At 61.5% G+C, this 23161-nt stretch carries 23 protein-coding genes and 1 pseudogene; 11 read left to right on the top strand and 13 right to left on the bottom strand.

Annotated elements, in window-relative coordinates; translation table 11 throughout:
• Nucleotides 1-27: 27 nt before the first annotated feature.
• The 3 genes from AC07R0_RS01130 to AC07R0_RS01120 all read left to right on the top strand — a co-directional run bounded on the left by AC07R0_RS01130 (nt 28) and on the right by AC07R0_RS01120 (nt 3600).
• Nucleotides 28-708 (top strand): type 1 glutamine amidotransferase domain-containing protein, encoded by a 681-nt coding sequence (locus AC07R0_RS01130; RefSeq protein WP_495103455.1) that lies wholly within the window; start codon nt 28-30, stop codon nt 706-708.
• A 78-nt stretch (nt 709-786) separates the two neighbouring features.
• On the top strand, nt 787-1215 hold the full coding sequence (locus AC07R0_RS01125; protein ID WP_495103454.1) for a hypothetical protein: 429 nt from the start codon (nt 787-789) through the stop codon (nt 1213-1215).
• 252 nt (nt 1216-1467) lie between these two features.
• Nucleotides 1468-3600 carry a putative bifunctional diguanylate cyclase/phosphodiesterase gene (locus AC07R0_RS01120; protein WP_495103453.1) on the top strand — a complete coding sequence of 711 codons (2133 nt, stop codon included), beginning with the start codon at nt 1468-1470 and terminating at the stop codon, nt 3598-3600.
• Nucleotides 3601-3660: 60 nt separating this feature from the next.
• On the opposite strand, the gene AC07R0_RS01115 is transcribed toward AC07R0_RS01120, so the two are convergent.
• The gene (locus tag AC07R0_RS01115) at nt 3661-4413 is read right to left on the bottom strand and encodes a phosphodiester glycosidase family protein (protein WP_495103452.1); all 753 of its coding nucleotides are present in this window, start codon (nt 4411-4413) and stop codon (nt 3661-3663) included.
• A 170-nt stretch (nt 4414-4583) separates the two neighbouring features.
• Here AC07R0_RS01115 and AC07R0_RS01110 point away from each other — a divergent pair, with 170 nt between their 5' ends.
• Both AC07R0_RS01110 and AC07R0_RS01105 read left to right on the top strand, forming a co-directional pair.
• The gene (locus AC07R0_RS01110) at nt 4584-5879 is read left to right on the top strand and encodes a hypothetical protein (RefSeq protein WP_495103451.1); all 1296 of its coding nucleotides are present in this window, start codon (nt 4584-4586) and stop codon (nt 5877-5879) included.
• Nucleotides 5880-5910: 31 nt separating this feature from the next.
• A complete protein-coding gene (locus tag AC07R0_RS01105; RefSeq protein ID WP_495103450.1) occupies nt 5911-6858 on the top strand; it encodes a sensor domain-containing diguanylate cyclase in 948 nt (315 codons plus the stop codon).
• Nucleotides 6859-6995: 137 nt separating this feature from the next.
• Here the strand turns inward: AC07R0_RS01105 and AC07R0_RS01100 are convergent, their stop codons facing one another.
• The 3 genes from AC07R0_RS01100 to AC07R0_RS01090 all read right to left on the bottom strand — a co-directional run bounded on the left by AC07R0_RS01100 (nt 6996) and on the right by AC07R0_RS01090 (nt 10540).
• A complete protein-coding gene (locus AC07R0_RS01100) occupies nt 6996-7541 on the bottom strand; it encodes a hypothetical protein (protein ID WP_495103449.1) in 546 nt (181 codons plus the stop codon).
• Between the two features lie 161 nt (nt 7542-7702).
• On the bottom strand, nt 7703-8953 hold the full coding sequence (locus tag AC07R0_RS01095; protein ID WP_495103448.1) for a hypothetical protein: 1251 nt from the start codon (nt 8951-8953) through the stop codon (nt 7703-7705).
• Nucleotides 8954-9262: 309 nt separating this feature from the next.
• Entirely contained in the window at nt 9263-10540 is a 1278-nt protein-coding gene (locus AC07R0_RS01090) for a YihY family inner membrane protein (RefSeq protein ID WP_495077144.1), read from the bottom strand.
• A gap of 21 nt (nt 10541-10561) precedes the next feature.
• Between AC07R0_RS01090 and AC07R0_RS01085 the strand changes: the two genes are divergently transcribed.
• The 5 genes from AC07R0_RS01085 (at nt 10562) to AC07R0_RS01065 (ending at nt 14552) form a co-directional block, all read left to right on the top strand.
• A complete protein-coding gene (locus AC07R0_RS01085; protein ID WP_495103447.1) occupies nt 10562-10942 on the top strand; it encodes a DUF2069 domain-containing protein in 381 nt (126 codons plus the stop codon).
• Between the two features lie 13 nt (nt 10943-10955).
• Nucleotides 10956-12452, top strand: coding sequence for an FAD-binding oxidoreductase (locus tag AC07R0_RS01080; RefSeq protein ID WP_495103446.1), 1497 nt, complete (start codon nt 10956-10958; stop codon nt 12450-12452).
• A 32-nt stretch (nt 12453-12484) separates the two neighbouring features.
• Nucleotides 12485-13324, top strand: a complete 840-nt coding sequence (locus AC07R0_RS01075) for a thymidylate synthase (RefSeq protein WP_495103445.1) — start codon at nt 12485-12487, stop codon at nt 13322-13324.
• The gene (locus tag AC07R0_RS01070) at nt 13321-13809 is read left to right on the top strand and encodes a dihydrofolate reductase (RefSeq protein WP_495103444.1); all 489 of its coding nucleotides are present in this window, start codon (nt 13321-13323) and stop codon (nt 13807-13809) included. Before AC07R0_RS01075 ends, AC07R0_RS01070 begins: the two co-directional genes overlap by 4 nt.
• A gap of 377 nt (nt 13810-14186) precedes the next feature.
• Nucleotides 14187-14552 carry a hypothetical protein gene (locus tag AC07R0_RS01065; RefSeq protein WP_495103443.1) on the top strand — a complete coding sequence of 122 codons (366 nt, stop codon included), beginning with the start codon at nt 14187-14189 and terminating at the stop codon, nt 14550-14552.
• Nucleotides 14553-15223: 671 nt separating this feature from the next.
• On the opposite strand, the gene AC07R0_RS01060 is transcribed toward AC07R0_RS01065, so the two are convergent.
• The 6 genes and pseudogenes from AC07R0_RS01060 to AC07R0_RS01035 all read right to left on the bottom strand — a co-directional run bounded on the left by AC07R0_RS01060 (nt 15224) and on the right by AC07R0_RS01035 (nt 19818).
• Entirely contained in the window at nt 15224-15628 is a 405-nt protein-coding gene (locus AC07R0_RS01060; RefSeq protein ID WP_495103442.1) for a hypothetical protein, read from the bottom strand.
• Between the two features lie 365 nt (nt 15629-15993).
• A pseudogene (locus AC07R0_RS01055) lies at nt 15994-16264 on the bottom strand (IS91 family transposase); the annotation flags it as partial.
• Nucleotides 16265-16710: 446 nt separating this feature from the next.
• Nucleotides 16711-17622 (bottom strand): OmpA family protein, encoded by a 912-nt coding sequence (locus tag AC07R0_RS01050; protein ID WP_495103441.1) that lies wholly within the window; start codon nt 17620-17622, stop codon nt 16711-16713.
• Between the two features lie 18 nt (nt 17623-17640).
• Nucleotides 17641-18012 (bottom strand): DUF4398 domain-containing protein, encoded by a 372-nt coding sequence (locus AC07R0_RS01045; protein ID WP_495103440.1) that lies wholly within the window; start codon nt 18010-18012, stop codon nt 17641-17643.
• A 26-nt stretch (nt 18013-18038) separates the two neighbouring features.
• Nucleotides 18039-18950 (bottom strand): transglutaminase-like domain-containing protein, encoded by a 912-nt coding sequence (locus tag AC07R0_RS01040; protein ID WP_495077137.1) that lies wholly within the window; start codon nt 18948-18950, stop codon nt 18039-18041.
• A gap of 292 nt (nt 18951-19242) precedes the next feature.
• Complete coding sequence (locus AC07R0_RS01035) at nt 19243-19818, bottom strand: BON domain-containing protein (RefSeq protein ID WP_495098235.1); 576 nt, start codon at nt 19816-19818, stop codon at nt 19243-19245.
• A 211-nt stretch (nt 19819-20029) separates the two neighbouring features.
• Here AC07R0_RS01035 and AC07R0_RS01030 point away from each other — a divergent pair, with 211 nt between their 5' ends.
• A complete protein-coding gene (locus AC07R0_RS01030) occupies nt 20030-20944 on the top strand; it encodes a YihY/virulence factor BrkB family protein (protein WP_495103439.1) in 915 nt (304 codons plus the stop codon).
• Here the strand turns inward: AC07R0_RS01030 and AC07R0_RS01025 are convergent.
• The 3 genes from AC07R0_RS01025 to AC07R0_RS01015 all read right to left on the bottom strand — a co-directional run bounded on the left by AC07R0_RS01025 (nt 20927) and on the right by AC07R0_RS01015 (nt 23051).
• The gene (locus AC07R0_RS01025; protein WP_495103438.1) at nt 20927-21880 is read right to left on the bottom strand and encodes an alpha/beta hydrolase; all 954 of its coding nucleotides are present in this window, start codon (nt 21878-21880) and stop codon (nt 20927-20929) included. The genes AC07R0_RS01030 and AC07R0_RS01025 overlap by 18 nt on opposite strands.
• Nucleotides 21881-21888: 8 nt before the next feature.
• A complete protein-coding gene (locus AC07R0_RS01020; RefSeq protein ID WP_495103437.1) occupies nt 21889-22344 on the bottom strand; it encodes a hypothetical protein in 456 nt (151 codons plus the stop codon).
• Nucleotides 22345-22478: 134 nt separating this feature from the next.
• A complete protein-coding gene (locus AC07R0_RS01015; RefSeq protein ID WP_495103436.1) occupies nt 22479-23051 on the bottom strand; it encodes an Lcl domain-containing protein in 573 nt (190 codons plus the stop codon).
• Nucleotides 23052-23161 lie beyond the last annotated feature (110 nt).

Here is a 23161-nt window from a genome sequence, read left to right as displayed (position 1 = left end):
TCCACCCCACCAATACAAGGAAACAAGATGAGCAAAATTCTGATGGTGCTGACCTCGCACGACCAACTCGGCAGCACTGGCCGCAAGACCGGCTTCTGGCTGGAAGAATTCGCTGCGCCTTACTACGTCTTCAAGGACGCGGGCGTGGACGTCACCCTGGCCTCACCCCTGGGCGGCCAGCCACCGCTGGACCCCAAGAGTGACGACCCCAGCGCGCAAACCCCGGCCACCGAACGCTTCAAGGCCGATGCCGCCGCCCAGGCCGTGCTGGCCAGCACCCACAAACTCGCCAGCGTATCGGCCGCCGACTATGACGCGGTGTTCTACCCCGGTGGCCACGGCCCGCTATGGGACCTGGCCGAAGACGCCACATCCATCGCCCTGATCGAGGCCATGCTGGCCGCCGGCAAGCCGGTGGCGACGGTATGCCACGCGCCCGGCGTACTGCGCCACCCCAAGAATGCCGACGGTACATCGGTGGTCGCGGGCAAGGCTGTCACCGGCTTTACCAACACCGAAGAAGCCGCCGTAGGCCTGACCGAGGTCGTGCCGTTTCTGGTGGAAGACATGCTGCAAGCCCGAGGCGGCAGCTACTCCAAAGTGGCCGACTGGCAGCCCTATGTGGTGGCCGACGGCCTGCTGATTACGGGCCAAAACCCGGCCTCGTCCGAGCCCGTGGCCAAAGCCCTGTTAAAACACCTGGCTTAGCCTGCGCACAGGCGGGCGATTTGCGTGGCGTCGATACAATGAGTTACGCATAGCGGGCCCGAGGCGGGTAGAACAGGTATGAACCTTTCTACCCAGCGCCGGTCCGATACAGCGTATGAACCTCAAGCCATCGACAAGGGAGATCTGCAGTTGAGCGACGATTTTGACGAACTGTTTGACAGCCCCGCATCGACGCCAGCAGCCCCAGCCACGCCTCTCCAGGTCACTGCGCCCACGGCCGCGCCAACCGCCACTCCAGCACCGGCACCGGTACCCGTCAAGGCCCCGTTTCTGGACCCACCCACGCTGTGGATGCCCTTGCTCAAGCCCGGCACCGAGGTGCGCTTTCAAGACAAGCCCTACACCGTGGGCCACGTCCTCATCAGCAAGGGCGATCTGTTCGTCAACCTGCGGGAAGTAGAAGGCGCGATATCGGCTGAAAAGGTCCGCGTCAGGCTCACGCAGATCAACCTCAACCTGCCGTCCAAGCCCGGCAACACACGCTAGCGCGCGGCAGCCCGGTAGCGTCCATGGTTCATCCCAAACGCTACGTATTTAATAGCGCCATGCGCACGTTCAACCTGCGCTGGAAGCCTGTTTCGCTTAAATCCCCCTGGCCGCTGCTGCGTACCCGCAACGCCGCACCCGCACGCGCCCCTGGTCAACGTTGGCAGTTGCAGGTAGATTGCGGGCATATTTGCCTGCCCTGTGACCCCGCCCGCCAGCACCACACCGCTGGCCTCCCAACGCCCACGGCCTATGCACCCCTTGGATGACCTGCTAACTGCGGCCCTGGCAGACAGCACCGCGCCAACGGCGGCCGACCCGCACGCCGCCCTGGCCCTGCTGCGCGCCATGCTGGACGCATCGCCAGACGGCGCAACCGCCATCGACCCACAGGGTGAACTGGTGGCTTTCAACCCCTGCTTCGTGCAGATCTGGTCCATCCCGCCGGACATGCTGCAGCGGCTCAACCCGGCCGAGCTGCGGCAACATTGCTGGCAACAGATCCGTTCGCCAGAGGCAGAACCTGAGGACCTGCATCCGTACTTGGGCACACCCGGCCAGCCTGAAGAGTTCGAGCTGCACGACGGCCGCATCCTGGAGCGCTATGTGTCCACCCCACTCACCGCCGCCGGCCAGCAGGTGGTGATCGTGTACTGGCGCGACATCACGGCGCGCAGGCGTACCGAGTTGCAGCTGCAAGAGACGCAGATCTTCATGGGCAACCTGCTGGACTTTGCGCCGGTATCCATCTACGTCACCGGTCGCGATCAGCACCTGCAGCTGGTCAACCGCCAGTGGGAATACGACACTGCCACCCCGCGCGCCGACGCCGTGGGCCGGCGCATGGAAGAGGTCTTCCCCGTCACCCTGGCGCAGCAATACGCCATGGAAAACCAGCAGGTGCTGGACAGCGGCCAGCAACGGGTCAACGAAGGCTGGGCCGAAACGCCAAACGGCCGGCGTTGCTACTACACCATCAAATTTCCGCTGCAGAACCGCCAGGGCCAGTTGGATGCGGTGGGCGGCATCTCCATCGACATCACCGACCGCAAGGACGCCGAGGCCCAGGCCAAGCACCTGGCCTTCTCCGACCAGCTGACCAGCCTGCCCAACCGGCGCCTGCTGCTGGACCGCCTGGACAAGGCCATGGCTGCCTGCCTGCGCCACGCCCGCCATGGTGCCCTGCTATTCATCGACCTGGACAACTTCAAAACCCTGAACGACAGCTACGGCCACGAAATGGGCGACCAGCTACTGCAGCAGGTGGCCCAGCGGCTGATAGATTGCGTGCGCGATAGCGACACCGTGGCCCGCCTGGGCGGCGACGAATTCGTGGTCATGCTGGCCGACCTGGACGCGCAGCCCCCCCTGGCCACCCAGCAGGCGCGGTCGGCCGGCGAGAAAATCCTGGCCACTCTCAACCAGGCCTACCTGCTGGGCAGCACCCGCTACCACGTCACGCCCAGCCTGGGCATCACCCTGTTCGGCCCCCAGCCCGAGGGGCTGGAGGAGCCGCTCAAACGCGCCGACATGGCCATGTACCAGGCCAAGGCGGCGGGCCGCAACACCCTGTGCTTCTTCGACCCGCAAATGCAGGCCGTGGTGCATGCGCGCTCGGCACTGGAGATGGGCTTGCGCGAAGCCTTGGCGCAAAGCGAATTCCAGCTGTACTACCAGCCGCAGATGCTGGGCTCGCTGCAGGTCACCGGCGCCGAGGCCCTGGTACGCTGGCTGCACCCGCAGCGCGGCATGGTGTCGCCGGCCGAATTCATCCCGCTGGCGGAGGAGTCCGGCCTGATACTGCCGCTGGGCCTGTGGGTGCTGCACGCGGCTTGTGCGCAATTGGCGCAGTGGGCCGTCATTCCAGAGTTGGCCACGCTGACGCTGTCGGTCAACGTCAGCCCACGGCAGTTTCGCCAGCCCGATTTTGTGGACCAGGTGCTCAGCGTGCTGCGCCACACTGGCGCCAACCCGCAGCGCCTGAAGCTGGAGCTGACCGAGAGCCTGCTGGTGGCCTCTATCACCGAGGTCGGCGCCAAGATGAATGCGCTGAAAAGCGTGGGCGTGGGCTTCTCGCTGGACGACTTCGGCACCGGCTATTCGTCCCTGTCGCACCTCAAGCTGCTGCCGCTGGAGCAAATCAAGATCGACCAAAGCTTCGTCAAAGACCTGCTGACCGACCCGAACGACGCAGCCATCGCCTGTATGGTGATCAACCTCGCGCACAGTCTGGGCGTGGACGTGATCGCCGAAGGGGTAGAGACCGAGGCCCAGCGCGACTTCCTGGCCCGCCACGGCTGCCACGCCTACCAGGGCTATCTGTTCAGCCGCCCGTTGCCGCTGCCGGAGTTCGAGGCCTGGGTACGCAAAACGCTACACAATTAATAGCTGCTGCCGCAGGTAGCATCTGCGCGAGAGCCACTATTTCCTTAAATTTCCAGTTGTTCATTTGAGCGGCACGGCCACGCCCAGCATGGGCCCCAGCGGCGCGCCCAGCCCGCCTTCCAGCGGGAACAGCTCGGAAATGGAGCCGTCGAGGTACAGCGCGTCCTGGCAGCCCAGGCTGTCGCGCAGCGTGTTGGCAAAGTCGTAGAAGTTGATGGGGTAGCGGCTCTTGGCCAGCACCACCTCTTGTGGCGTGCGGGTACACACGGCGTTGCGCACCAGGCGGTTGTCCGATCCGGGGGTAAACAGCGGGTTGATCTGCCGGTTCTGCAACAGCATCGGCCCCGACTGCGTGGCGTAGCGCACGCTGGGCGCCAGCTGGTCCCAAACAGTGGCCAGCGCATCGGTTTCCCAGATGGTGGCGCTTTGCTCGGTCAGCACCAAGGCACCGTTGGGCTGCAGGTAGAAGTTGCCATAGCCGTCCTTGCGGGTGCTCAGGCGGCGCAAGACCTGACGGTCCTCCACATACAGCCCGATGGGCCGCAGGTCCTTGCCGTAGATGCCGGCATTGCTGCCGCACAGCAGCCGCTCGCTACGGGTACGCAGCCAGCCGTCCACCTGCGGCAGGCCGGCAAGAGTCTGGCCATCGGGCCCGCGCCAGAAGGTACGCAAGGCATCGCCTGGCAAATGGATCTTGCACACATCCAGCACCAGCGCGCCCTTGCCCACATTGGCTAACTCGGCCGCCTGCAAACCGACGGCGCAAACACTCCACCATAGTCCCAGGCCCCAGGCCAGGGAACGCTTCAACACACGATCAAACATCCGCCCTTTTTACCTGCTTTCACCGCCATTCCGACGCGGGCCGCGCTTCTTTACCTGGCATTGTTCTGGGGGCGGTCATGACCCTGCCATGCCGCAATGGTTAAATGTTGCGCCAGCCCTCTTCCCTACGTCCCTGCCACCCAAGGAACCACGCACCGATGTCCTCTGCGCTCCCTGCCCTGCAACACGCCCACAGCCTGCTCGCCGCCGCCCGGCATAAAACCGAACAGCTGCGCAACATCGACCCCTATCTGATCGACCTGTCGCTGCGCGAGAACCCGGTGGGTTCACGCGTGGGCCAGACCCTGCGCGACAAGCTAGCCATCCTGCCCAAGCTGCGCGAGTTCGGCTTCAAGAACATCCACCTGGGCACGCTGGACTATTCCATGCCCGAAGACCTGGAGGTGGACGACGATTTCATGGTCTACCTGCGCGACCACGCCATCGACACCACCGGCTGCTTTGCCTTCACCGCGCTGGGCCTGGAGACACCGGACGGCGTCTTCACCCCCGACCCGTCGATGCTCAAGCTCAGGGATTACCGCGTGCCCAACACCCTGCACGAAATCTACCTCAGCCCGGCCGGCATGCAGTCCGCCGGCTACGACCTGGCCACGCTGGAGCGCAGCCTGCCGGCAAGCATCCAGTGGCTGATGCAGAACATCCGTGGCGACCATGGCGGGCCACCGCGCATCCTGATCAACATCGTGGACGGCTGCGACGCCCTGGCCGAAGACCCGGACACCACCTTCTCCATCCTGCAGCTGCTGGCCCAGCAACCCATAGAAGGCGTAAGCATCGAGGACGACCGCGGCACCTATATGCCGTTCCAGGTTGGCGCCTATGTGGCGGCCGCGCGTAGCTTCTTGCCGCCACCGCTGAAACTCGTGGTGCACATGCACGCCGGCGGTGGCTTTGAAAACGCATCCGTGCTGGAAGCCCTGCTGAACGGTGCCGACGGCGCCTGGGGCGGCCTGCCCAAGCGCGCCGCCGTCATCGGCCACGCTTCGCTGGGCGAGCTGATCGCCAACCTGGTGCGGGTGGGCAATCCGCATATGCAGCAATACCAGCTGGACCAGCTGCTGCCCATGGCGACCAAGCTACAGGTGCTGGACGATGAGGAACGCGTGCAGGACGACATCCCCATCCTGGGCCACAACGCCTACCGCCTGCCGCTGAGCTTCTTCCGCCAGGTGCCCAACCGCTTCATGGACCTGCCGCCCGAAGCCATTGGCGGCCAGTACCGCTACCGCATCTGCCCGGTGGTCAGCGACACTGCGGTCATCGCAGGGCGGCTGGCCGAAGTCACCGGTGAACCGGCCGACCATTTCACCGACGAGGTACTGAAGCAGATGATCCGCCTCATGCGCCAGGACCTGCGCGAAGGCCTGCGCATCGCCTACGACGAACCCGGCAATTTGTTGAATCTGTACGCAAGAGCATTAAGCTCCTGACCTTTATCCGCCCACCGCCCGCACACACGCCATGCAAATCGATCCCAACGTTTACAAGACCCTGCTGGAATCCACCAAGGCCATTCCCTGGCGCATCGACTGGAAGACGCTGACCTTCTCCTACATCGGCCCGCAGATTGAAGAGCTGCTGGGCTGGTCGCCTGAGAGCTGGGTGGGCGCCCAGGACTGGGCCGACCGCATGCACCCCGAAGACCGCGAGGCCACCTTCAACTTCTGCGTCGGCCAGTCGCAGGCCGGCATAGACCACGAGGCCGACTACCGCGCGCTGACCAAGGACGGCGGCTATGTGTGGATACGCGACGTGGTGCATGTGGTGCGCAAGGACGGCGAGGTGGAGGCCCTGGTCGGCTTCATGTTCGACATCAGCGAACGCAAGAAGACCGAAGAGCAGCTGATTGCGCTGCAAAAGGAATTCGAAGTGCTGTCCTTCAAGGACGGCCTGACCGGCATTGCCAACCGCCGCCGCTTCGACGCCATCATGGACATCGAATGGAGCAACGCCCGGCGCAACTGCCAACCGCTGTCGCTCATCATGCTCGACATCGACTACTTCAAACAATACAACGACCAGTACGGCCACCTCAAGGGTGACGACACGCTCAAGCGCGTCGCCGAAACCCTGGCCGCCGCCGCCACCCGCGCACGCGACTTCGTCGGCCGCTACGGCGGCGAAGAGTTCGTGCTGGTGCTGCCCGAGACCGACGCCACGTCCGCGCTGAAGATCGCCGAACGCTGCCGCAGCATGATCGCCCAGCTGCAAATCTCCCACGAGGGCTCGCAAGTCAGCCCCCACCTGAGCATCAGCATAGGCGTGGGCACCGTGCTGCCGGGCATGGACAGCGTGCTGGCCGACTTCATCGACAGCGTGGACAAAACCCTGTACCAGGCCAAACAGCTGGGGCGGAACCGGGTGGAATGCATGCCGGCCACTGCGGTCAGCCTGCCCGCTCAGCGGTGAAGCCCATCAAACTCAGCCCTTGATTTCTTAACCGCATACCTCCGGTCAGAAGCGGTCGGAAGGCCATTGTGTAGCGGCCGTAGTCAACACGAAGGAGGCACTCAAGTTCGGCTCTCACCTGACGTTGTGACCGAAGCCTAGTCGCCGGCTTTTATGGCTGCGCCCGCCATTTTTCTCCCCTGAAACCCACCGTCTTTTAGCCCCCATTTCTCGCTCAGAAGGGCACGCAAGTTCAATATTTCTGAGTTCTCGGAAAGTTCAGGAGCCAAACTGAAAAACGAGCTTCGCTCATTCGGTGAACGGAATGCAATACGCAGCGATTCTCCACCACTGATCGAAACCAACTCCAATAGGTTCGTCGTATTTCGACTTCCCACCAAGATGGACCGAATGGCTCCAAAATGGTCTAGCTTGAAAGTGGCCGTCCTAACCTCGCCAAGAAACCCGCTCCTGTGGAGAATCACCGTCCCGTCCGTTTGGACCTCAATCTCTTCCTTGCTTTGAAGCCAAAACCATCTGAAAAGCAGAGCCGAAATTACAAATATTATTAGACCCAGAGATTCCGCAAAGGTGCTCCACCCATGTTGAAGAACAAACATGCCGTAGAAAAACAAAGCAGAAAAAAATCCAAATATAGCAACTCGACCCCTACCATCCCTCCGTCGATAAAACCTCAGGTTCATAGAGTTTCCTATTGAGCAGTCACGTTATTGTGCGTTGCGCACAATTTTTCGCAGACAGTTATGACTGACACAGTTGAGCAAGATGACGACCTGCTTCGGAGCAATGGAAAAGAACTCTTCGGGCCCGACGTAGCCGCCCCGCCGAACTTTATTTATTCCCATCAAAGCGGCCGCTTCAAGTAGGGTTGAGCTTTACCCCACGGAATGGTTAGCATGATGCCTCTGCAACCTCTGACGGCCTCAGAGAAATCGTTACTCACCACAGCAAGCCCATCAAACTTTGGCATCAGCTCAAAGCTGAACCGATATTCCGGCTTTGGTGGGTGCCAGTCAGCCTTTCTGGCAACCATCACCCCTTCGTCGTCGCCTGCCGAGATAGCAGGCAGACTTTCTATCCAATCTTCAACACAAGAGTTATCAACTTGATAAGAAGTTAGGAATGGATTCAACTTACTTTTGGTATCGAATTTGCTAGCCTCTTTTAGGATCAGTGACTCGATAACCCGTTGGCTTTTTAACCATTTCTCTGGAATCCTCGCCTCGTTGTAGTTATCTAGGTAACGATCTAGCGTTTTATCTGACAAATGCTGGAAAAGAACTGTTCTCGCATCAACAGGCTCACTCGTTCGCAAGTCAAACACTTGGAAAGAATAACCAAATAGACCATGGGCACCACCGTAGTAACCGCCGCCCCCTCCACCCCAGACCAACCAACGAAGGGATTGAAACTGAACCTCGTTGCTGTCCTCTTCACTTCCATCTAAAGAAATATTTTCAAGTCGTGCTGCGGCTTCAGCAACTAGGCGTGATTTCATTCTTTTGTTGAAACGCTCCATTACCTCATTGGAGTAACCTGAAATCAGTTGAGGGACTTTGGCTTGTGACCGCGTGTCAGTCAAAACCCCGGCAGTCACAGAGTTTTTCTTCGGGAATTGCACCAGTTTTGTCGCTCCAGTTCCAAGCAACTGACTCCAGGCATGCTCTGCATCTAATTGAACGGCCGTCAATTGCACCTCTACAACTGCGGCGTTTTTTGCCCCCTTCCACTTTGCTGTGAGCGAGGTCTGTCCTTCGTTCGTACTTCCGGCTGACAACAGCCAATAGCCAGTAGGCTTTGCACAATCGATGTTGTGGAAATCCGCTTTGCATTCTGCCAACCACCCGTCTTCGGTTTTGATCAACGGAATGATTCGTCCTATTGCACGGTAAAAATATTTAGCCCGTTGCGCTTCCCCGTAAAGGTCCTGTTGGCTCTTCATCTCATTCTCGGAGAGAAACTGAAACACGATTTCTTTCTGCGCTAATTTTCCAATGAGCGTTGGTAGGGGTGTTTCGACTGCAGCTCTTGCAGTGCCAAAGGCCGCAGCCAGTGACAAGAAAAAAATACCAACGCCACAAATCGAAAACTTCATAGCTCCCCCTGCTGTTTTAAAGTAATCCTAAACGAACAGGCAGTGAAAGCAACTTCACGTAGAGCGTTGGTGTACACCGCCAACACACTCATGGACCTACCAAGCCCAAGATGACACCAATCGCGCGGTTTTCCGTCAATCAGGAGGCGCCGATCGGGAAGCTGCGCCACCGCATCACCCCCCCATCATTGACACGCGCTGCATACTGGCAACCGCACCATGGCCGTAGGCTATGTCATGCGCCAGGGCAACACCGTGGTGTATGACACCTACCTGATGGAATAAGCCAGCGCCAATCCGCTCTTGAATTCAGAGCACATCACGCAGGCACATGCTGCGTCGGTCGCTCTTTTTCCATAAATTTTCCAGAGCGGGCGCGGGTGTCAGCAGCAGCTGCTCTACCAGGGGCAGCAAGGCCGTGGTGTCGGGGTTGACCAGCAGCAGCAGGCGCGGCTCGCGCAACGGAGCGCCCTGCTCCACCACCTCGTCGAGCCGGCCCACCCAATCCAGGCTGCTCAAGGTGTTCAGCACGGGCTCCAGGTGCAACGTGTCCACCTGCAAGGCCTGGCCCAGTTGGGCCATGGTCAGGCCTTTTTCGCCCCGGGACTGGGCGCGGCTGAGTTGCTGCAGAGCCTCGATGGCCAGCAAAAAATGCCAGCCATGGGTGGTCGCTCGGCGGGCCACACCCTGCAGCAGGCTGGGCAAGTAGGCAGTAATCACCGCCCCCAGCAGCACGATCACCCAGGCCAGGTAGATCCAGATCAGCATGATGGGTAAGGTGGCAAACGCGCCGTACACCACAGAATAGGTGGGCACAAAGGCCAGGTACAGGGTTAGCAGGCGCTTGGCCACCTCGATGCCCAGGGACACAAAGATGCCGCCCACCCAGGCGTGGCCCCATTTAACGCGGGTGTTCGGCACAAAGCGGTACAGCGCCGCCATGCCGGCGGCCAGCAGGCCCATCTGCAACAGGCTGAACAAAAAGCGCACGCCACCGGGCAGGTTGTCGGCCAGGTCGCGCGAGGCCGACAGTACATAGGAGGTGAGCGCCAGGCTGGCGCCCAATAGCAGCGGCCCCAGGGTGATGGCGGCCCAGTAGATCAGCACCCGCTGGCCCAGTGGCCGGGCGCGGCGCACGCGCCAGATAGCGTTCAGCGTGCGGTCTATGGTCAGTATCAAAGCCAGGGCGGTGAACAGCACCGCTGCCAGGCCTACGCTACCCAGCTTGCTGGCCTTGCTGGCGAACTGGGTCATATAGCCGAGCACCTGGCGCGCAATGCTGTCCGGGATCAGGCTTTGCACCAGCCAGCGCTGCAGCACGCTTTGCACCGTGCCGAACATGGGAAAGGCGGTAAAGATGGCCAGCGCCACGGTAAAGAATGGCACCAGGGCCAGCGAGGTGGTGAAGGTCAGGCTGCTGGCCGTCAGGCCCAGGCGGTCCTCACGGAAGCGCTCACGCAAGGTATGGGCGGTGGTTTTCCAGGGGAATTGCGACAGATCTTTGAGAAACTGGTCAAAACGCTGGGACAGGCGAACAAGGCGCGGGATCAAGCGGGGGGCTAGGCGGGAAATAAGGCGGGTAGGCATGGCCGCTATGATGCCATCGCTATGCCTACGAACATCCAATCTGTGCAATGGAGCCGCGCCGTCGCGGTAAGTAGCCTGCTGGGCCTGATTGTGCTCAGCCTGGCATGGGAGCTGGTGCTGGCGCCGCTACGCCCGGGCAGCGTGGTGCTGGCCCTGAAAGCCCTGCCCCTGTGCGTGCCGCTGATCGGCCTGCTGAAGAACCGCATGTACACCTACCGCTGGGTCAGCCTGATGGTATGGCTGTACTTCACCGAAGGCGTGGTGCGCGCCTACAGCGACGCCGCACCCAGCCGCTGGTACGCGCTGGCCGAGGCACTGCTGTGCGTCTGTCTGTTTGCCGCCTGCGCGCTGCACGTACGCCTGCGCTTCAAACATACCAAGGCCGCGGTCCCGGCAACTTAATTTTTCACTTCCTATGCAAAACCTGCTTGAAAGCCTGCGCCAGGCCGTTGGCGCGCAATATGTACTGACCGAAGGCGACCTTAGCGCCTATGAGAACGACTGGCGCAAGCGCAGCCGCGGCAAGTCGCTGGCCGTGGTACGCCCGGGCAGCACGGCCGAGGTGGCTGCCGTGGTCAAGGCCTGCGCGGCCGCTGGTGTCAGCATCGTGCCCCAAGGCGGCAATACCGGCCTGGTGGTCGGCAGCACGCCCGACACCTCGGGCAAGCAAGTGGTACTGAGCCTGCAGCGCATGCACGCGGTGCGCGCCATCGACGGCGCCAACCTGACCATGACGGTAGAGGCAGGCTGCATTCTGCAAAGCCTGCAGGAGGCGGCAGACAAAGCCGGCTTTCTGTTTCCGCTGAGTCTGGCCGCCGAGGGCAGCTGCACCATAGGCGGCAACCTGGCGACCAACGCCGGTGGCACCCAGGTGCTGCGCTACGGCAATGCGCGCGAGCTGTGCCTGGGCCTGGAAGTGGTCACCGCCCAGGGCGAAATATGGGACGGCCTGAGCGGCCTGCGCAAGGACAACACCGGCTACGACCTGCGCAACCTGTTCGTCGGCAGCGAAGGCACGCTGGGCATCATTACCGCCGCCACCGTGAAGCTGTACCCGCAGCCGGCTGCCCAGCTCACCGCCTGGGCCGCCGTGCCCAGTCTGGACGCGGCCGTCACGCTGCTGGGCCTGGCGCACCAGCACCTGGGTGCGGGCCTGACCGGCTTCGAGGTCATGGGCCAGTTCGCCCTGAGCCTGGTGGCCAAACATTACCCACAGCAACGCGTGCCGCTGTACCTGGACACGCCCGCCGCCGCGCCGGGCCGCCCCAAGCCAGGCGCAGCCCCCTCGGAGGGCAGCGAACCACACGAAGTGGGGAGCGTGGGGGTACCCTACTGCGTGCTGCTGGAGAACTCGGACAACGAGTCCGAAACCCATGCCCGCACCCAGTTCGAAAGCCTGCTGGAACTGGCGCTGGAGCAAGGTTGCGTGACCGATGCCGTGGTGGCTGAGAACCTGGCCCAAGCCCATGCGCTGTGGCATGTGCGCGAAAGCATCTCCATGGCCCAGGCCGAAGAGGGGCTGAACATCAAGCACGACATTTCCATCCCGGTGTCGAGCATCCCCGAGTTCGTGCGCAGCACCGACCTGCTGCTGCAAGAGCGCATTCCGGGCGTACGCCTAGTCAACTTCGGCCACCTGGGCGACGGCAATCTGCACTACAACGTGCAAGCCCCGGCCGAGGGTGACCCGGCCCAGTTCCTGCGCGAGAAGGAAGGCGAGGTCAACACCATCGTCTTTGACGCAGTGGTCGCGCACGGCGGCTCGATCTCGGCCGAACACGGCGTGGGCAGCCTGAAGGTAGGCCACCTGGAGCACTACAAATCGCCGGTGGCGCTGCAGCTGATGCGCGGCATCAAACAGGCGCTGGACCCGCAGAACCTCATGAACCCGGGCCGGGTGGTGGTCCCGTAAGGTCTTGGCGGGGGACTTAAAATCGCGGTCTTATGACCCGCCCCATCCGCTCCCAATACGAAGATTTCATGCGCCTGGTGCATACCACCGGCGTGGCCAAGACCGACCGCACCGGCACCGGCACGCGCAGCGTGTTCGGCCACCAGATGCGCTTTGACCTGAACGAAGGCTTCCCCCTGGTCACCACCAAGAAGGTGCACCTGCGCTCCATCATCCAGGAGCTGCTGTGGTTTCTGCAGGGCAGCAGCGACAACAACTGGCTGAAGGAACGCGGCGTCAGCATCTGGGACGAGTGGGCCCGCCCTGACGGCAGCCTGGGCCCGGTGTATGGTGTGCAATGGCGCAGCTGGCCCAAGCCTACCCCTGAAAATCCGGGCGGGCATATCGACCAGATCGCCGAAGTCATCAAGACCCTGAAGACCAACCCCGACAGCCGCCGCATCATCGTCAGCGCCTGGAACGTGGCCGATCTGGACAAGATGGCGCTCATGCCCTGCCATGCATTCTTCCAGTTCTACGTGGCCCCTTCGACAGGCTCAGGACAGGCCAAGCTCAGCTGCCAGCTGTACCAGCGCAGCGCCGATATATTTTTGGGTGTGCCCTTCAACATCGCCAGCTATGCGCTGCTCACACACATGGTGGCGCAGCAGTGCGACCTGGCGGTGGGCGACTTCATCTGGACCGGTGGCGACTGCCACATCTACAGCAACCATGTGGACCAGGTGAACGAGCAACTCAGCCGCGCGCCCTACCCCTACCCGACGCTGCACATCAAGCGCAAGCCGGCCGATATCTTCAGCTACGAGTTTGAAGACTTCGAGGTGCTGGACTACCAATACCACCCGGCCATCAAGGCGCCGGTGGCAGTATGAAGCTGCATCTGATTTTTGCGCGTGCCGCCAATGGCGTGATCGGCGTCAACGGCGCCCTGCCCTGGCATCTGCCGGAGGACATGGCGCACTTCAAGCGCACCACGCTGGGCTGCCCGGTCATCATGGGCCGCAAGACCTGGGATTCGCTGCCGGCGCGCTTTCGGCCGCTACCGGGACGCGTGAACATCGTTGTGACGCGGCAAGCCGACTGGCAGGCCGAGGGCGCCTTGCGGGCCGGCTCGATTGCCGAGGCTGCAGCACTGTGTCCGGCCGATACTGATGCCTGGGTGATAGGCGGCGCCGAGATCTATGCGCAGGCCTTGCCGCTGGCACAGACCGCCGTGGTCACCGAGATCGGTGTGGCGTTTGACGGCGATGCATTCGCCCCAAGCTTCGGCCCTGAATGGGCCGAGACGGACCGCGAGGCGCACACCAGCAGCACGGGCCTACCGTTCAGCTTTGTGCGCCTGCAACGTGGGATTTGAATACTATATTTTTGATAGCACCTACCGCAGAAAATATCTGCGGTCGCGGCCTAAAAGGCTTGAAACGGTTTAGCACTGCTGGACAAAAAGTTATCGGACTCCTTGCAAAACGCAAGTCCGAAGATGCAGTAACAGGTCAGACCGGCAGCGGCCAAGCCCGACTAATCCTTTGTGGTGCAATTCCATTGCAGCAACCACGGGAACGGAATGAGCCCCGTTGAGCGGTTCGTATCTGGGTCCGCACTGAAAAACCAGTGCAACAAGGGCGTCTGTAGATGTGCAGTCTGTTCCGCGTGTACAGCCGCTTCCGTGCATGCCAACGCAAGGAATACCGATTTCTAAGGAATTAGAAAAATACCGTTTCTTATTTGACTACTTTGGAAGTCCCTGTAAGGGGTAAGACCACGCGCTCACCTGCTGACACCTATTTCTACCTTTCAATTGAGTGGCAACGAGAAGCGCTCCCAACGGGCCACAGCGCCATTGTCCTTGGCGATGTAGTTGAGCGTAAGTCGATCGTCTTTTCGAATAGGCTTCGCCCGAGAAATGGCGGCGTCGAGGAGCACGTCGATCCTCTTTCCGTTGAAGGTCTCAGCGTAATCGTTATCGGCTCGACCATTGCTGGTTGCACGATGGGCCCTAATCTTGAAGGTAAGGATTTCTCGCTCAACTTTTTGCCCGCTTGGTTCGTTGACATACGTTCGCCTCAACTGGGGCACGCTGACTACGGTGTCGGCGATTGAACACGTGCATCACACGTATGAGGCCTGCACTGCACCAGAAAGTGATGCACACAGAAGAGCAGCCCAACAACGCATGTGACTTGAACGCTTCATTCCACGGCTCCGCTTAAAACAACATTTTCGAAGGCTGTGGGGGGGGGCAAATGAACACGCCCAACCTGTCGCTCTTGAGCCGATCGAGTTGATTCCGGGGTTTAACGTCACCCATCAGCCGCGTGCGTTTCGCACGTCGGCTGCATGGGTTTGTTATGTTTCTCACGCCTTACAACGCGAGTGACGACCAACGCGACTACTGCCGATAGCAACATGCACACGCTGCCGAATAAACCAAAGGTCCACCACGGAATGTCAAAGCCGTGCGAATAAAAATTGCCGGCCGGGATTCCCAACACGATCACGCACAACAGAGCCGCGAGTCCTATATGCAACATTGCGAGTCCACCGCGCGCGCCTCTACGCAAGCGAACCACCACGTAAGTTACCGAGCCCACACTGCCTGTCGCCACACATATAAGATACGCGATGGGTCCGAGCATCAACATTCTCCAGAAACATAACGTAGAAGTAACCGGCGCCCAAGCATTGGAGCGCACGTAGTGCGCGGACGCCCTTAAGCGCCCGCGTTGACTGCCTTGTTGTACTTTAAAGTTGGTCCTACATGATAAGTATGCTTACCAAGGTTTTATTTCTATTTCCTTTGTGTTGTCGAACTCACGACACCCAACTCTGTTGGCTTGGCGAAGTTCGGAAGCAGAGCATGTTGTGAGTAATGCGCCTGAAATAGTTACCGTAACGTGCCTTCCTTCAATTTTCTCAAGGCGACTTTGAATATCCTTTGAAGGGGCGAAAGGGCTAAACAATAAGATTTGTCCGAAGTTGGTTGACTGCAGAGTTAGCATTGCTCCGCCCATTGGAACTGTTTGAAGTTGCCCAGAAACAGATATTTTCTCCGTGGCATAAATTTTCCCCTGGTGCTTAGGAGCCTTCTTAACAGGGGCGATAGTGATTGTCTCGCCGGTGGCGAAACATGGCGAAGTCAAAGAGAGTAATGTAAGTACGAAGAGAAAATTTTTCATTGGTCGAAGCCTAACGAATGGCGTGTATCTGCCGCGCAGCGATGCAAGAGACGAGGCGATGTTCATACGCGGCGGATAAACCTTGTGGGACTGAACCCACGCCCCGAATGGTCGTTGGTGAAGATACAGGGGATTGCTCAAGCAGTCCCTGCCGATGGACGCAAATTATGGCCCGAGTCGGGACGTTTTCGGACATTCATTTCTGTGACGCAAGCACCCACCCCGACATACCAGGCGGGTTGGGTGTGCCCATCTGCCTGGGCGCTGTGGCCTGCCAGCGCCCAGGCCCGCAGCACACGCTGCGCCACCCCGAACACCCCGCCAAGTGCCCGACCAAGCAGCGCCTGAACCCCCACCCCGCACCCTCACGGCGGCCCGCGCTGCGTTGGCCGCACCAGGGATACTGGGCTTGGCGGCATAGGCAACCGCCAGCACCGCGACAACCTGCAAGGTGCCACTCTTGCAGCACGGACACAGCAACACATCGATGCGCCCCACCCGCACCATGAAGTCCCGCGCCGATTCCTGCGCTTCGGGGTTGCAAGCAGGCATGCTCAGCGCCAGCCGTGCCGCCTCCAGCTTGACACCCTTGCACCTGGCAGCCAGCACCCCGCAATGCCATATCCGCTTGACCCCACAATTTACGCTCTACACTTCCGCCCCACACTCGGTCACCCTCATGCAGTTGCGCTTCGCTCGCTGTGATCTGCTTGCGGCGGGACTTGCACCCGCAGGAGTGCGCTCATGCTCGGCGCACAAGTATCTCGCTCGCCGGGGCGGCTCCCGGTCAGGGATGCCCGTGGCATCCACAAACCCCAAAAGAAACCACAAGCCCCATGGGCCTGCACCGTAGATAAATCCAGCGGTGATAGCTATTAATTTGATCGCCCAAGACTTTGACAGCGAGGCCTTCGCCCCGAGCTTCGGGCCCTGAATGGGCCGAGACGGACCGCGAGGCGCACACCAGCAGCACGGGCTTGCCGTTCAGCTTTGTGCGCCTGCAGCGCGCGGCCTGAATACTAGGCTTTTGATAGCGCCTCCCGCTTATTCCATAAGCGCCAGAGGCCTGTTTCATCTAAAAATCAACGCGAAATAGTCTTACCGCTATCGTCCGACAGCACGATCTCCACGCGCCGATTCAGCTGGCGGTTGGCAGCCGTGTCGTTGGCGACCACCGGGTGGGCTTCGCCGTAACCGCGGATGGCCACACGCTCGCTGCCAATGCCCATGCCCGCCAAAGCAGTGCGCACGGCGCCGGCGCGGCGATCCGATAGCTCCTGGTTGTAGCCGGAGGCACCGGTGCTGTCGGTAAAGCCTTCGACCAGCACCTTGCGCTGCGGGTTCTGCTGCAGCACGTCGGCCAGCTTTTGCGCGGTGCGCATGCCGTCCGGCGTCAGCCTTGCCTGGTCGGTGCCAAACAGCACGTCGCCCAGGGTGATGACCATGCCGCGCTCGGTTTTCTTGGCGGCCAGGTCGGCCAGTTGGGCTTCGAGCTGGGCGTTGCGGGTCTGGGCTTCGGTGGCGATGCGGCGGGCTTCTTCGGTCTTGCGCTGGGCATCGGCAGCATCGCCTTGGGCGACCAGGGCATTTTGCTGGGCTGCAAGCGCATTGGCCTTGGCCTGGTCGGCTTCGTTCGAGCGTTGCTGCAGGCGCAGTGCGTCGCTTTCCTTGCCAGCCTTCACGACATCGGTTTCGGCCGCCTTCTGGACAGCGGCTTCACGTGCCAGCGCGATCTTCTGCTTGGCCAGGTAGGCCAGCTGATCCACCTTTTCCGGCTTGTCCTTGTGGTCGGCCGAGGCATTGGCCTGGGCCAGCGCATCGCCGGCCTGCTTCAGTTCCAGCGGGGCATAGCGGTTGACATCGGAATTGGCCTGGGCCGACTGGTAGTCGCTACGGGTTTGCTCCAGTAGGCTGGTGCTGGTGGGCAGGGAACTGCAGGCGCCGAGCAATACAGCAAGGGCCAGGGCGACGGGGGTGGCGTAGAGTTTTTTCATGGTGTTCTTTCTTGGGGTTTACTTGCTGGCGCGGTCGAGTTCTTCACGCAGAACGCGCACGCTGTCTTGCATCGCATCAGCGGCCGCCTGCGACTTGGCTGAGTTGGCTTTACCCTGGGCCAGCTTGGCATCGGCCTGGGCCTGGTTCGCCAGCACGGCGGCCAGCTTGTAGTCCTTGTTGTCCATGGCCTTTTGGGCGGCGGTCATTTTTTCGCGGGCCGAGGCCATCTCCAGCGGAGCGAACTCTGCCCCGCCGGCACCGGCTGCGCTGTCTACCGCGGCTTTGGATACCGCGACATCGGCGGTGGCCGGGGTTTTCATGCTGCTGCAACCAAACAGCAGTGCCAGGGCAACAGCACTCGCGGCCAAGGGCCAGTTCATTTTTGTCATAGAGATCTCCAGTGGAAAAAGGGAATTCAGAAAGCCTGCGCCTGGCCGTCGGTAGACAAACCATGCGTTACGTGCCTTGGCAAAACCAGCTTGCCTAGCGCATTGGGAATGGCCTCGATATGCACCACGGGGGCGCTGCCGGTAACCGCGCCAAACATGGTGGCAAAGGCCGAATCGGCGGCGTCGCGGCCTATACCCAGGCGCACAAAGCCCATGGGAACGGCTACGCCAGAGGCGTCAAAGATGTACCAACGGTCACCCAGAAAGACCTCCACATAGGCGTGGAAATCGGTCGGGCCCAGGGTAGGGTCGGCACCGTAGTCGATGCCGGTGGTGAAGCGCGCCGGAATGCTGACGGCGCGGCACAGCGCGACCATCAGATGCGCGAAGTCGCGGCACACGCCAACCCGGTCCACCAGGGTGTCGATAGCCGTGGTGTTGCCATCGGACGAGTTGGAACGGAAGTTGATGCGGCTAGTTACCCAGTTGTGGATGGCCTCAACCCGGCTGTAGCCAGGCGGCAACTCGCCAAATTCATTGATGGCCAGGCGGTGCAGGCGGTCGGATGGGCAGTAGCGGCTGGGGTATAGGTACTGCAGCACCTCGCCCGGAATATCGGCCACACCGACCTCAGGGATGTTCTCTGGCAGCGCGGTGAAATGGGCCAGCTCCACCGTCGCCTCGTAGTGCACGTTCAGCGCACCGGTGGTGGCGGTCAGCCGCAGATAGCGGTTTTGCGTCACGGGGTCGGTATACAGCTTATGGGGTACGGGCTGGCTGATCTTCAGTACCTCCGCCACTACCGTCTGGTGCGAGGTCTGGGCCGCATGGATATTGAAGATGAAATCGCACGCAGGCGCCGTGATGGCGTAGTCCAAGCTGATCGAAAACTGGAGCCGTACGGCAGGAGGCTTGGAAGGAATCTGGGTGGTGGTCATGGTGGTGCGTTGGTATGCGGCCAGTCTAGGCAGAAGCCCCCAGGCCCAGAAGCGGACACCAACGCGGCCTACGGTAGGACAAGCACAGCAAGCGACCATGGCCAAGCGCCTACAGGGTTTAGCTTTTCCGCTTCATTTTCTATAGCATCCCGGGCTTGGCATATATGCAATGCAGGGTGTGACCAAAGACCTTGAACAGGTTCCAAACGCAAAAAAACCACCCGCTGGCTGTACCAGGGGGTGGCGGGTAACGCGGCGCGGTCAGATGGTCCTATCCGCGCGCGCGAAGGCGCTACTTCTTCAGGGTCATCTGGTTGTTGACGCTGTGCACATCCTCCACGGCGCGAGCCACCTGCAATGCGCGGTCGATCTGGCCCTGGTTGTCCACAAAGCCGCTGAGCTGGACCTCGCCCTTACGGGTCACCACAGCGATGTCGAAACTCTTCACGCTTTCGTCGGCCAGCAACGCGGCCTTCACGCGGGTGGTGACGATGGCGTCGTCCACCTTGTTGCCCACCGTGGTGTCGCTGGCCTTCATCGTCATTTTGTTGTCTATGGTCTTGACGCCCTGAACCCCCTTGACGATGGCGCTGATGCGTTCGACTTGGGCCAGGTTGTCCACAAAGCCACTGAGCTGCACCTCGCCCTTGCGGGTTTCCACTTTGACGTCCAGGCTCTTCACTTCGGGGTCGGCCAGCAAGGCAGAACGCACGCTGGCTGTGACCACGGTGTCGTCGATCTCGGTGCCCACGGTGGTGCTGGGCGTACTGGCAGCCGTGTCTACCGGTTTGCTGCAGGCCATGAGGGACATGGAGATGGCTGTGGTCAACAAGACTTTGGAGGCGTAACGTTCTAACTGGGTCTGCATAAGGTCTCTTTCTGATCTCGGATAAATGCCGTTCTGGTCACGGCGAGCTATGCAATGATTGTTGGCCGGCAGCTGGCAAATTTGTATCAGTCCAGGGGCGGCCTGCCTGTAAGCCGACTCCTACACACGTAGCTCTGTAGGCAACGTCTGACAGCGCCGAGCGCCCGTGGCTGGTAGGCTATGGCGACCATTTACGCGACGATGCAGCCAGATGAATACCGCGCCCCCTGCCACCACTCCCTTGACGGCCCGCAGCAGCTGGAAACTGATCACCCAGGTGGCGCAATCCTGGGTGAATGACTACGCGTCCAGCATGGGTGCGGCCCTGGCCTACTACACGCTGTTTTCACTGGCGCCCATGTTGCTGATCGCCATCTCGGTGGCCGGTCTGGTGTTTGGCGAGACCGCTGCGCGCGGCGAGATCGCGGCGCAGCTGCAGTCCTTCATGGGCGACCAAGGCGCTGCCGCCGTGCAGAGCCTGCTGGTCAGCGTGCACAAACCGACAGAGGGCACGCTGGCCACGCTGCTGGGCCTGGCCCTGCTGTTCATCGGCGCCACCTCGGTATTCGGCGAACTGCAAAACGCGCTGAACCGCATCTGGCGCGTGCCTGCGCAGGGCACCACGCGCGGCTGGATCGCGCTGGTGCGGGCACGCCTGCTGTCCTTCGGCATGATCCTGGCCATTGGCTTCTTGCTGATGGTGTCCCTGGTGGTCAGCGCCGGGCTGACCGCCACCGAGCGCTGGCTGGAGCCGGTATTCGGCGGCTGGTTCCTGGTGGCCGCCGTGGCCAATGCGGTGGGTGGCTTTGCCCTGGTAGCCGCCATGTTCGCCCTGATCTACAAGCTCATGCCCAACGCACGCGTGGAATGGAAGGACGTATGGATTGGCGCCATCTTCACAGCCCTGCTGTTCACCGTGGGCAAGTCGCTGATCGGCCTGTATGTGGGCCGCAGCGGTGTGACATCGGCCTACGGTGCGGCGGGCTCGCTGGTGGTGATCTTGCTGTGGGTGTACTACTCGGCGCAGATCTTTCTGCTGGGCGCCGAATTCACCTGGGGCTATGCCAATACCTTCGGATCGCGAGCAGCCACGGCCATGGCCATTGCATCAACGCGCAGCCAATAGGCGCTGCACACCCACGTCCAGCCCGCCCATGAAGGACTCCACCGCGCGGGTATAGCCACTCTCCAACCCCAATTGCTGGTTGATATCACGGTGTGACAGATCTTGGCCCAGCACGCTGGCGCGTACACCCAGCGCGGTGGCCCTGCTCACAAACTGCCGCGCCTGCGCGCATGAGTCGCCGCGCCGGGTGGAACATACGGCCAGCAGCGGGGCCGCAGACGCCTGCAGCACATCTGCTGGCGACACCTGGCGCCAAAACACAGGGTCGCTGCCAAAAGCCGTGTCATACAGGCGCATATGCCGCGCCTGCATGATCTGCACCACGTCCAGTGCCGCACTGTCCAAGGCCACCGTGCCCAGCCAGGGGCGCACGCCCGGCGCCAGGGTCGGCGCGGCGTCCAGCAAGGCCACCAAATGCGCCCCGGCCGAATGCCCGAGCAAGATGAACTTGCCAGCGTCGCCACCCCAGCCCGCCGCCTGCTGCTGGGCCACGGCCAGGGCGTGCGCTACGTCCTGGGCCTGCACCCGCACATCGGCCTGCGGCAGCATGCGGTAGTTCACCGACACGAAGATAAAGCCCTGGCCCACCCAACGCGCCAGCTTGTTCTGCACCACCGTCGCCGCACCCTTGTCCCCCACCCGCCAGGCCCCACCGTGCACCATGAACAGCACCGGTGCCCCCACCGGCTGGGCCGGCAGGTAGACATCCATGCGCTGCAGTGCGTCCGGGCCATAGGCCACATCGCGCAGCACGCGGACGCCGGCAGGCAGCGTCACCGTGCCCACTGGGCCATCGTCCTCGAGGCCCTGCTCCTGCTGCACCGCGCGCCGCTCCAGCAGGCGGTCGCGCAGCAGGCCGGCCTGGGCGGCGGCGCCAAATGCCAGCAGACAAACGCCGGTTCGCAGTACCGGCCAAAACAAAGATGGTGGGTTCATGAACGGCCTCATACGGTTTGGCTCACCAATGCAGCAAGCATGCCAAGTTGCCACTGGAACTCGGGCTCAAAAGACCCGCGTTCGGCCACTGCCGCATAGCCGCCCTGGGCGTAAACCGCGGCGTATGCAGCATAGCTGGCTGCCTCCAATGCCTTACCTTCGATTGCCTTGGCTACGGCGTAGGTGGCAGAAACTGCGGCATGGCCACAACCGTCGATTGACTTGGAGCCTTGATGATGGTTTGCCAGACGCGCGGCTTCGACGACAAGCTCACACCAACCGTCGCGATCGACAGACCCGGACAAATAGGCACCGAGCCCGCGCAGGCATGTCTCCACATCTGGCTCTTCGAGCAGGTGCTTGATCCGCATCGCGCAGGCATACCCAAACGCGAGCCGCAAATGCTCGTTGGCAGGTTCATGCAGAGCGACTTCTTTTGCGAGTTGATCAAGGGCGTGGTTCATACAACGCTCCCAGAATGGGTGTCAGGATTCCGCTGCAGCTTGCCTAACGAAACGCGTCCACCCCACGGCAGTTGCGCCTGTTAACGATGCAGCAATCGGCCGAACAGTGTGCCATGAAAGCCCAGCCACAGGAGTCACTTCACCGTGCACACCAAGCGGACAGGCAGCTTCGTGCTACGCGCCACGTCGCCGCGCACCACCCCGGTTTGCACATTCACCACCCAGCCATGCAAGAACGCCAGGCGGTTGGCGTTCTGCTCCGTCACGCCCTTCTGGATGTTCTTGTAGTCGTAGGGGTTGACCGACCTGCTATCGATGCTGGCCGAGGCCGTCCAGTACCACTCCGGCGGCGCCGAGGGAAACAAGGCCTTGGCCCCCTGTGCCGCAGCCTCGCCTTTGCCGATCAAGTGCTGCAGCTCCTTGACACCCGGTACACGCCAACATGCGTCGTCCGCCTTGGCACGCGCGCTCGCCAGCACGCGCGCTTCGGCATAGCTGACGAGCTTGGGATCGCCCACACAGGTTTGGCCGCTCCACTGCATACCCTCCACACAGCGCGCCCACGCCAGCCTGCTTTGCATGTCAAACACAAAGCTGCCGTCCTTGGACACCACCAGGCTGGGCGATTCCTCCGGGCTGGCTGCCTGGGCAGACTGCATGGCGACGAAACACAGCAACGAGGCAGCGATGTGGGAGTGATAGTGCATACGCATTGTCTGGTTGGAGCTGCTTCACAAAATCCTGCACACGCAGAGCAACAAAGTTTCTGAAAACCCCGCATCCAAGCGATGGGCACTATAGCGCGGGCATTTTTTGC

Source organism: Rhodoferax sp. GW821-FHT07F03, assembly GCF_059418745.1.
Note: the sequence above shows the minus strand (reverse complement) of the source record. Positions and strands in the feature narration are given on the sequence as shown.

Bases quoted from the DNA above. Each gene is read 5' to 3' on its own strand.
- AC07R0_RS01075 (WP_495103445.1), top strand. From the start codon at position 12,485: ATGACCCGCCCCATCCGCTCCCAATACGAAGATTTCATGCGCCTGGTG.
- AC07R0_RS01130 (WP_495103455.1), top strand. From the start codon at position 28: ATGAGCAAAATTCTGATGGTGCTGACCTCGCACGACCAACTCGGCAGC.
- AC07R0_RS01015 (WP_495103436.1), bottom strand. From the start codon at position 23,051: ATGCACTATCACTCCCACATCGCTGCCTCGTTGCTGTGTTTCGTCGCC.
- AC07R0_RS01025 (WP_495103438.1), bottom strand. From the start codon at position 21,880: ATGAACCCACCATCTTTGTTTTGGCCGGTACTGCGAACCGGCGTTTGT.
- AC07R0_RS01060 (WP_495103442.1), bottom strand. From the start codon at position 15,628: ATGAAAAATTTTCTCTTCGTACTTACATTACTCTCTTTGACTTCGCCA.
- AC07R0_RS01120 (WP_495103453.1), top strand. From the start codon at position 1,468: ATGCACCCCTTGGATGACCTGCTAACTGCGGCCCTGGCAGACAGCACC.
- AC07R0_RS01110 (WP_495103451.1), top strand. From the start codon at position 4,584: ATGTCCTCTGCGCTCCCTGCCCTGCAACACGCCCACAGCCTGCTCGCC.
- AC07R0_RS01045 (WP_495103440.1), bottom strand. From the start codon at position 18,012: ATGACAAAAATGAACTGGCCCTTGGCCGCGAGTGCTGTTGCCCTGGCA.
- AC07R0_RS01080 (WP_495103446.1), top strand. From the start codon at position 10,956: ATGCAAAACCTGCTTGAAAGCCTGCGCCAGGCCGTTGGCGCGCAATAT.
- AC07R0_RS01030 (WP_495103439.1), top strand. From the start codon at position 20,030: ATGAATACCGCGCCCCCTGCCACCACTCCCTTGACGGCCCGCAGCAGC.
- AC07R0_RS01095 (WP_495103448.1), bottom strand. From the start codon at position 8,953: ATGAAGTTTTCGATTTGTGGCGTTGGTATTTTTTTCTTGTCACTGGCT.
- AC07R0_RS01050 (WP_495103441.1), bottom strand. From the start codon at position 17,622: ATGAAAAAACTCTACGCCACCCCCGTCGCCCTGGCCCTTGCTGTATTG.
- AC07R0_RS01085 (WP_495103447.1), top strand. From the start codon at position 10,562: ATGCCTACGAACATCCAATCTGTGCAATGGAGCCGCGCCGTCGCGGTA.
- AC07R0_RS01100 (WP_495103449.1), bottom strand. From the start codon at position 7,541: ATGAACCTGAGGTTTTATCGACGGAGGGATGGTAGGGGTCGAGTTGCT.
- AC07R0_RS01090 (WP_495077144.1), bottom strand. From the start codon at position 10,540: ATGCCTACCCGCCTTATTTCCCGCCTAGCCCCCCGCTTGATCCCGCGC.
- AC07R0_RS01040 (WP_495077137.1), bottom strand. From the start codon at position 18,950: ATGACCACCACCCAGATTCCTTCCAAGCCTCCTGCCGTACGGCTCCAG.
- AC07R0_RS01020 (WP_495103437.1), bottom strand. From the start codon at position 22,344: ATGAACCACGCCCTTGATCAACTCGCAAAAGAAGTCGCTCTGCATGAA.
- AC07R0_RS01105 (WP_495103450.1), top strand. From the start codon at position 5,911: ATGCAAATCGATCCCAACGTTTACAAGACCCTGCTGGAATCCACCAAG.
- AC07R0_RS01125 (WP_495103454.1), top strand. From the start codon at position 787: ATGAACCTTTCTACCCAGCGCCGGTCCGATACAGCGTATGAACCTCAA.
- AC07R0_RS01070 (WP_495103444.1), top strand. From the start codon at position 13,321: ATGAAGCTGCATCTGATTTTTGCGCGTGCCGCCAATGGCGTGATCGGC.
- AC07R0_RS01035 (WP_495098235.1), bottom strand. From the start codon at position 19,818: ATGCAGACCCAGTTAGAACGTTACGCCTCCAAAGTCTTGTTGACCACA.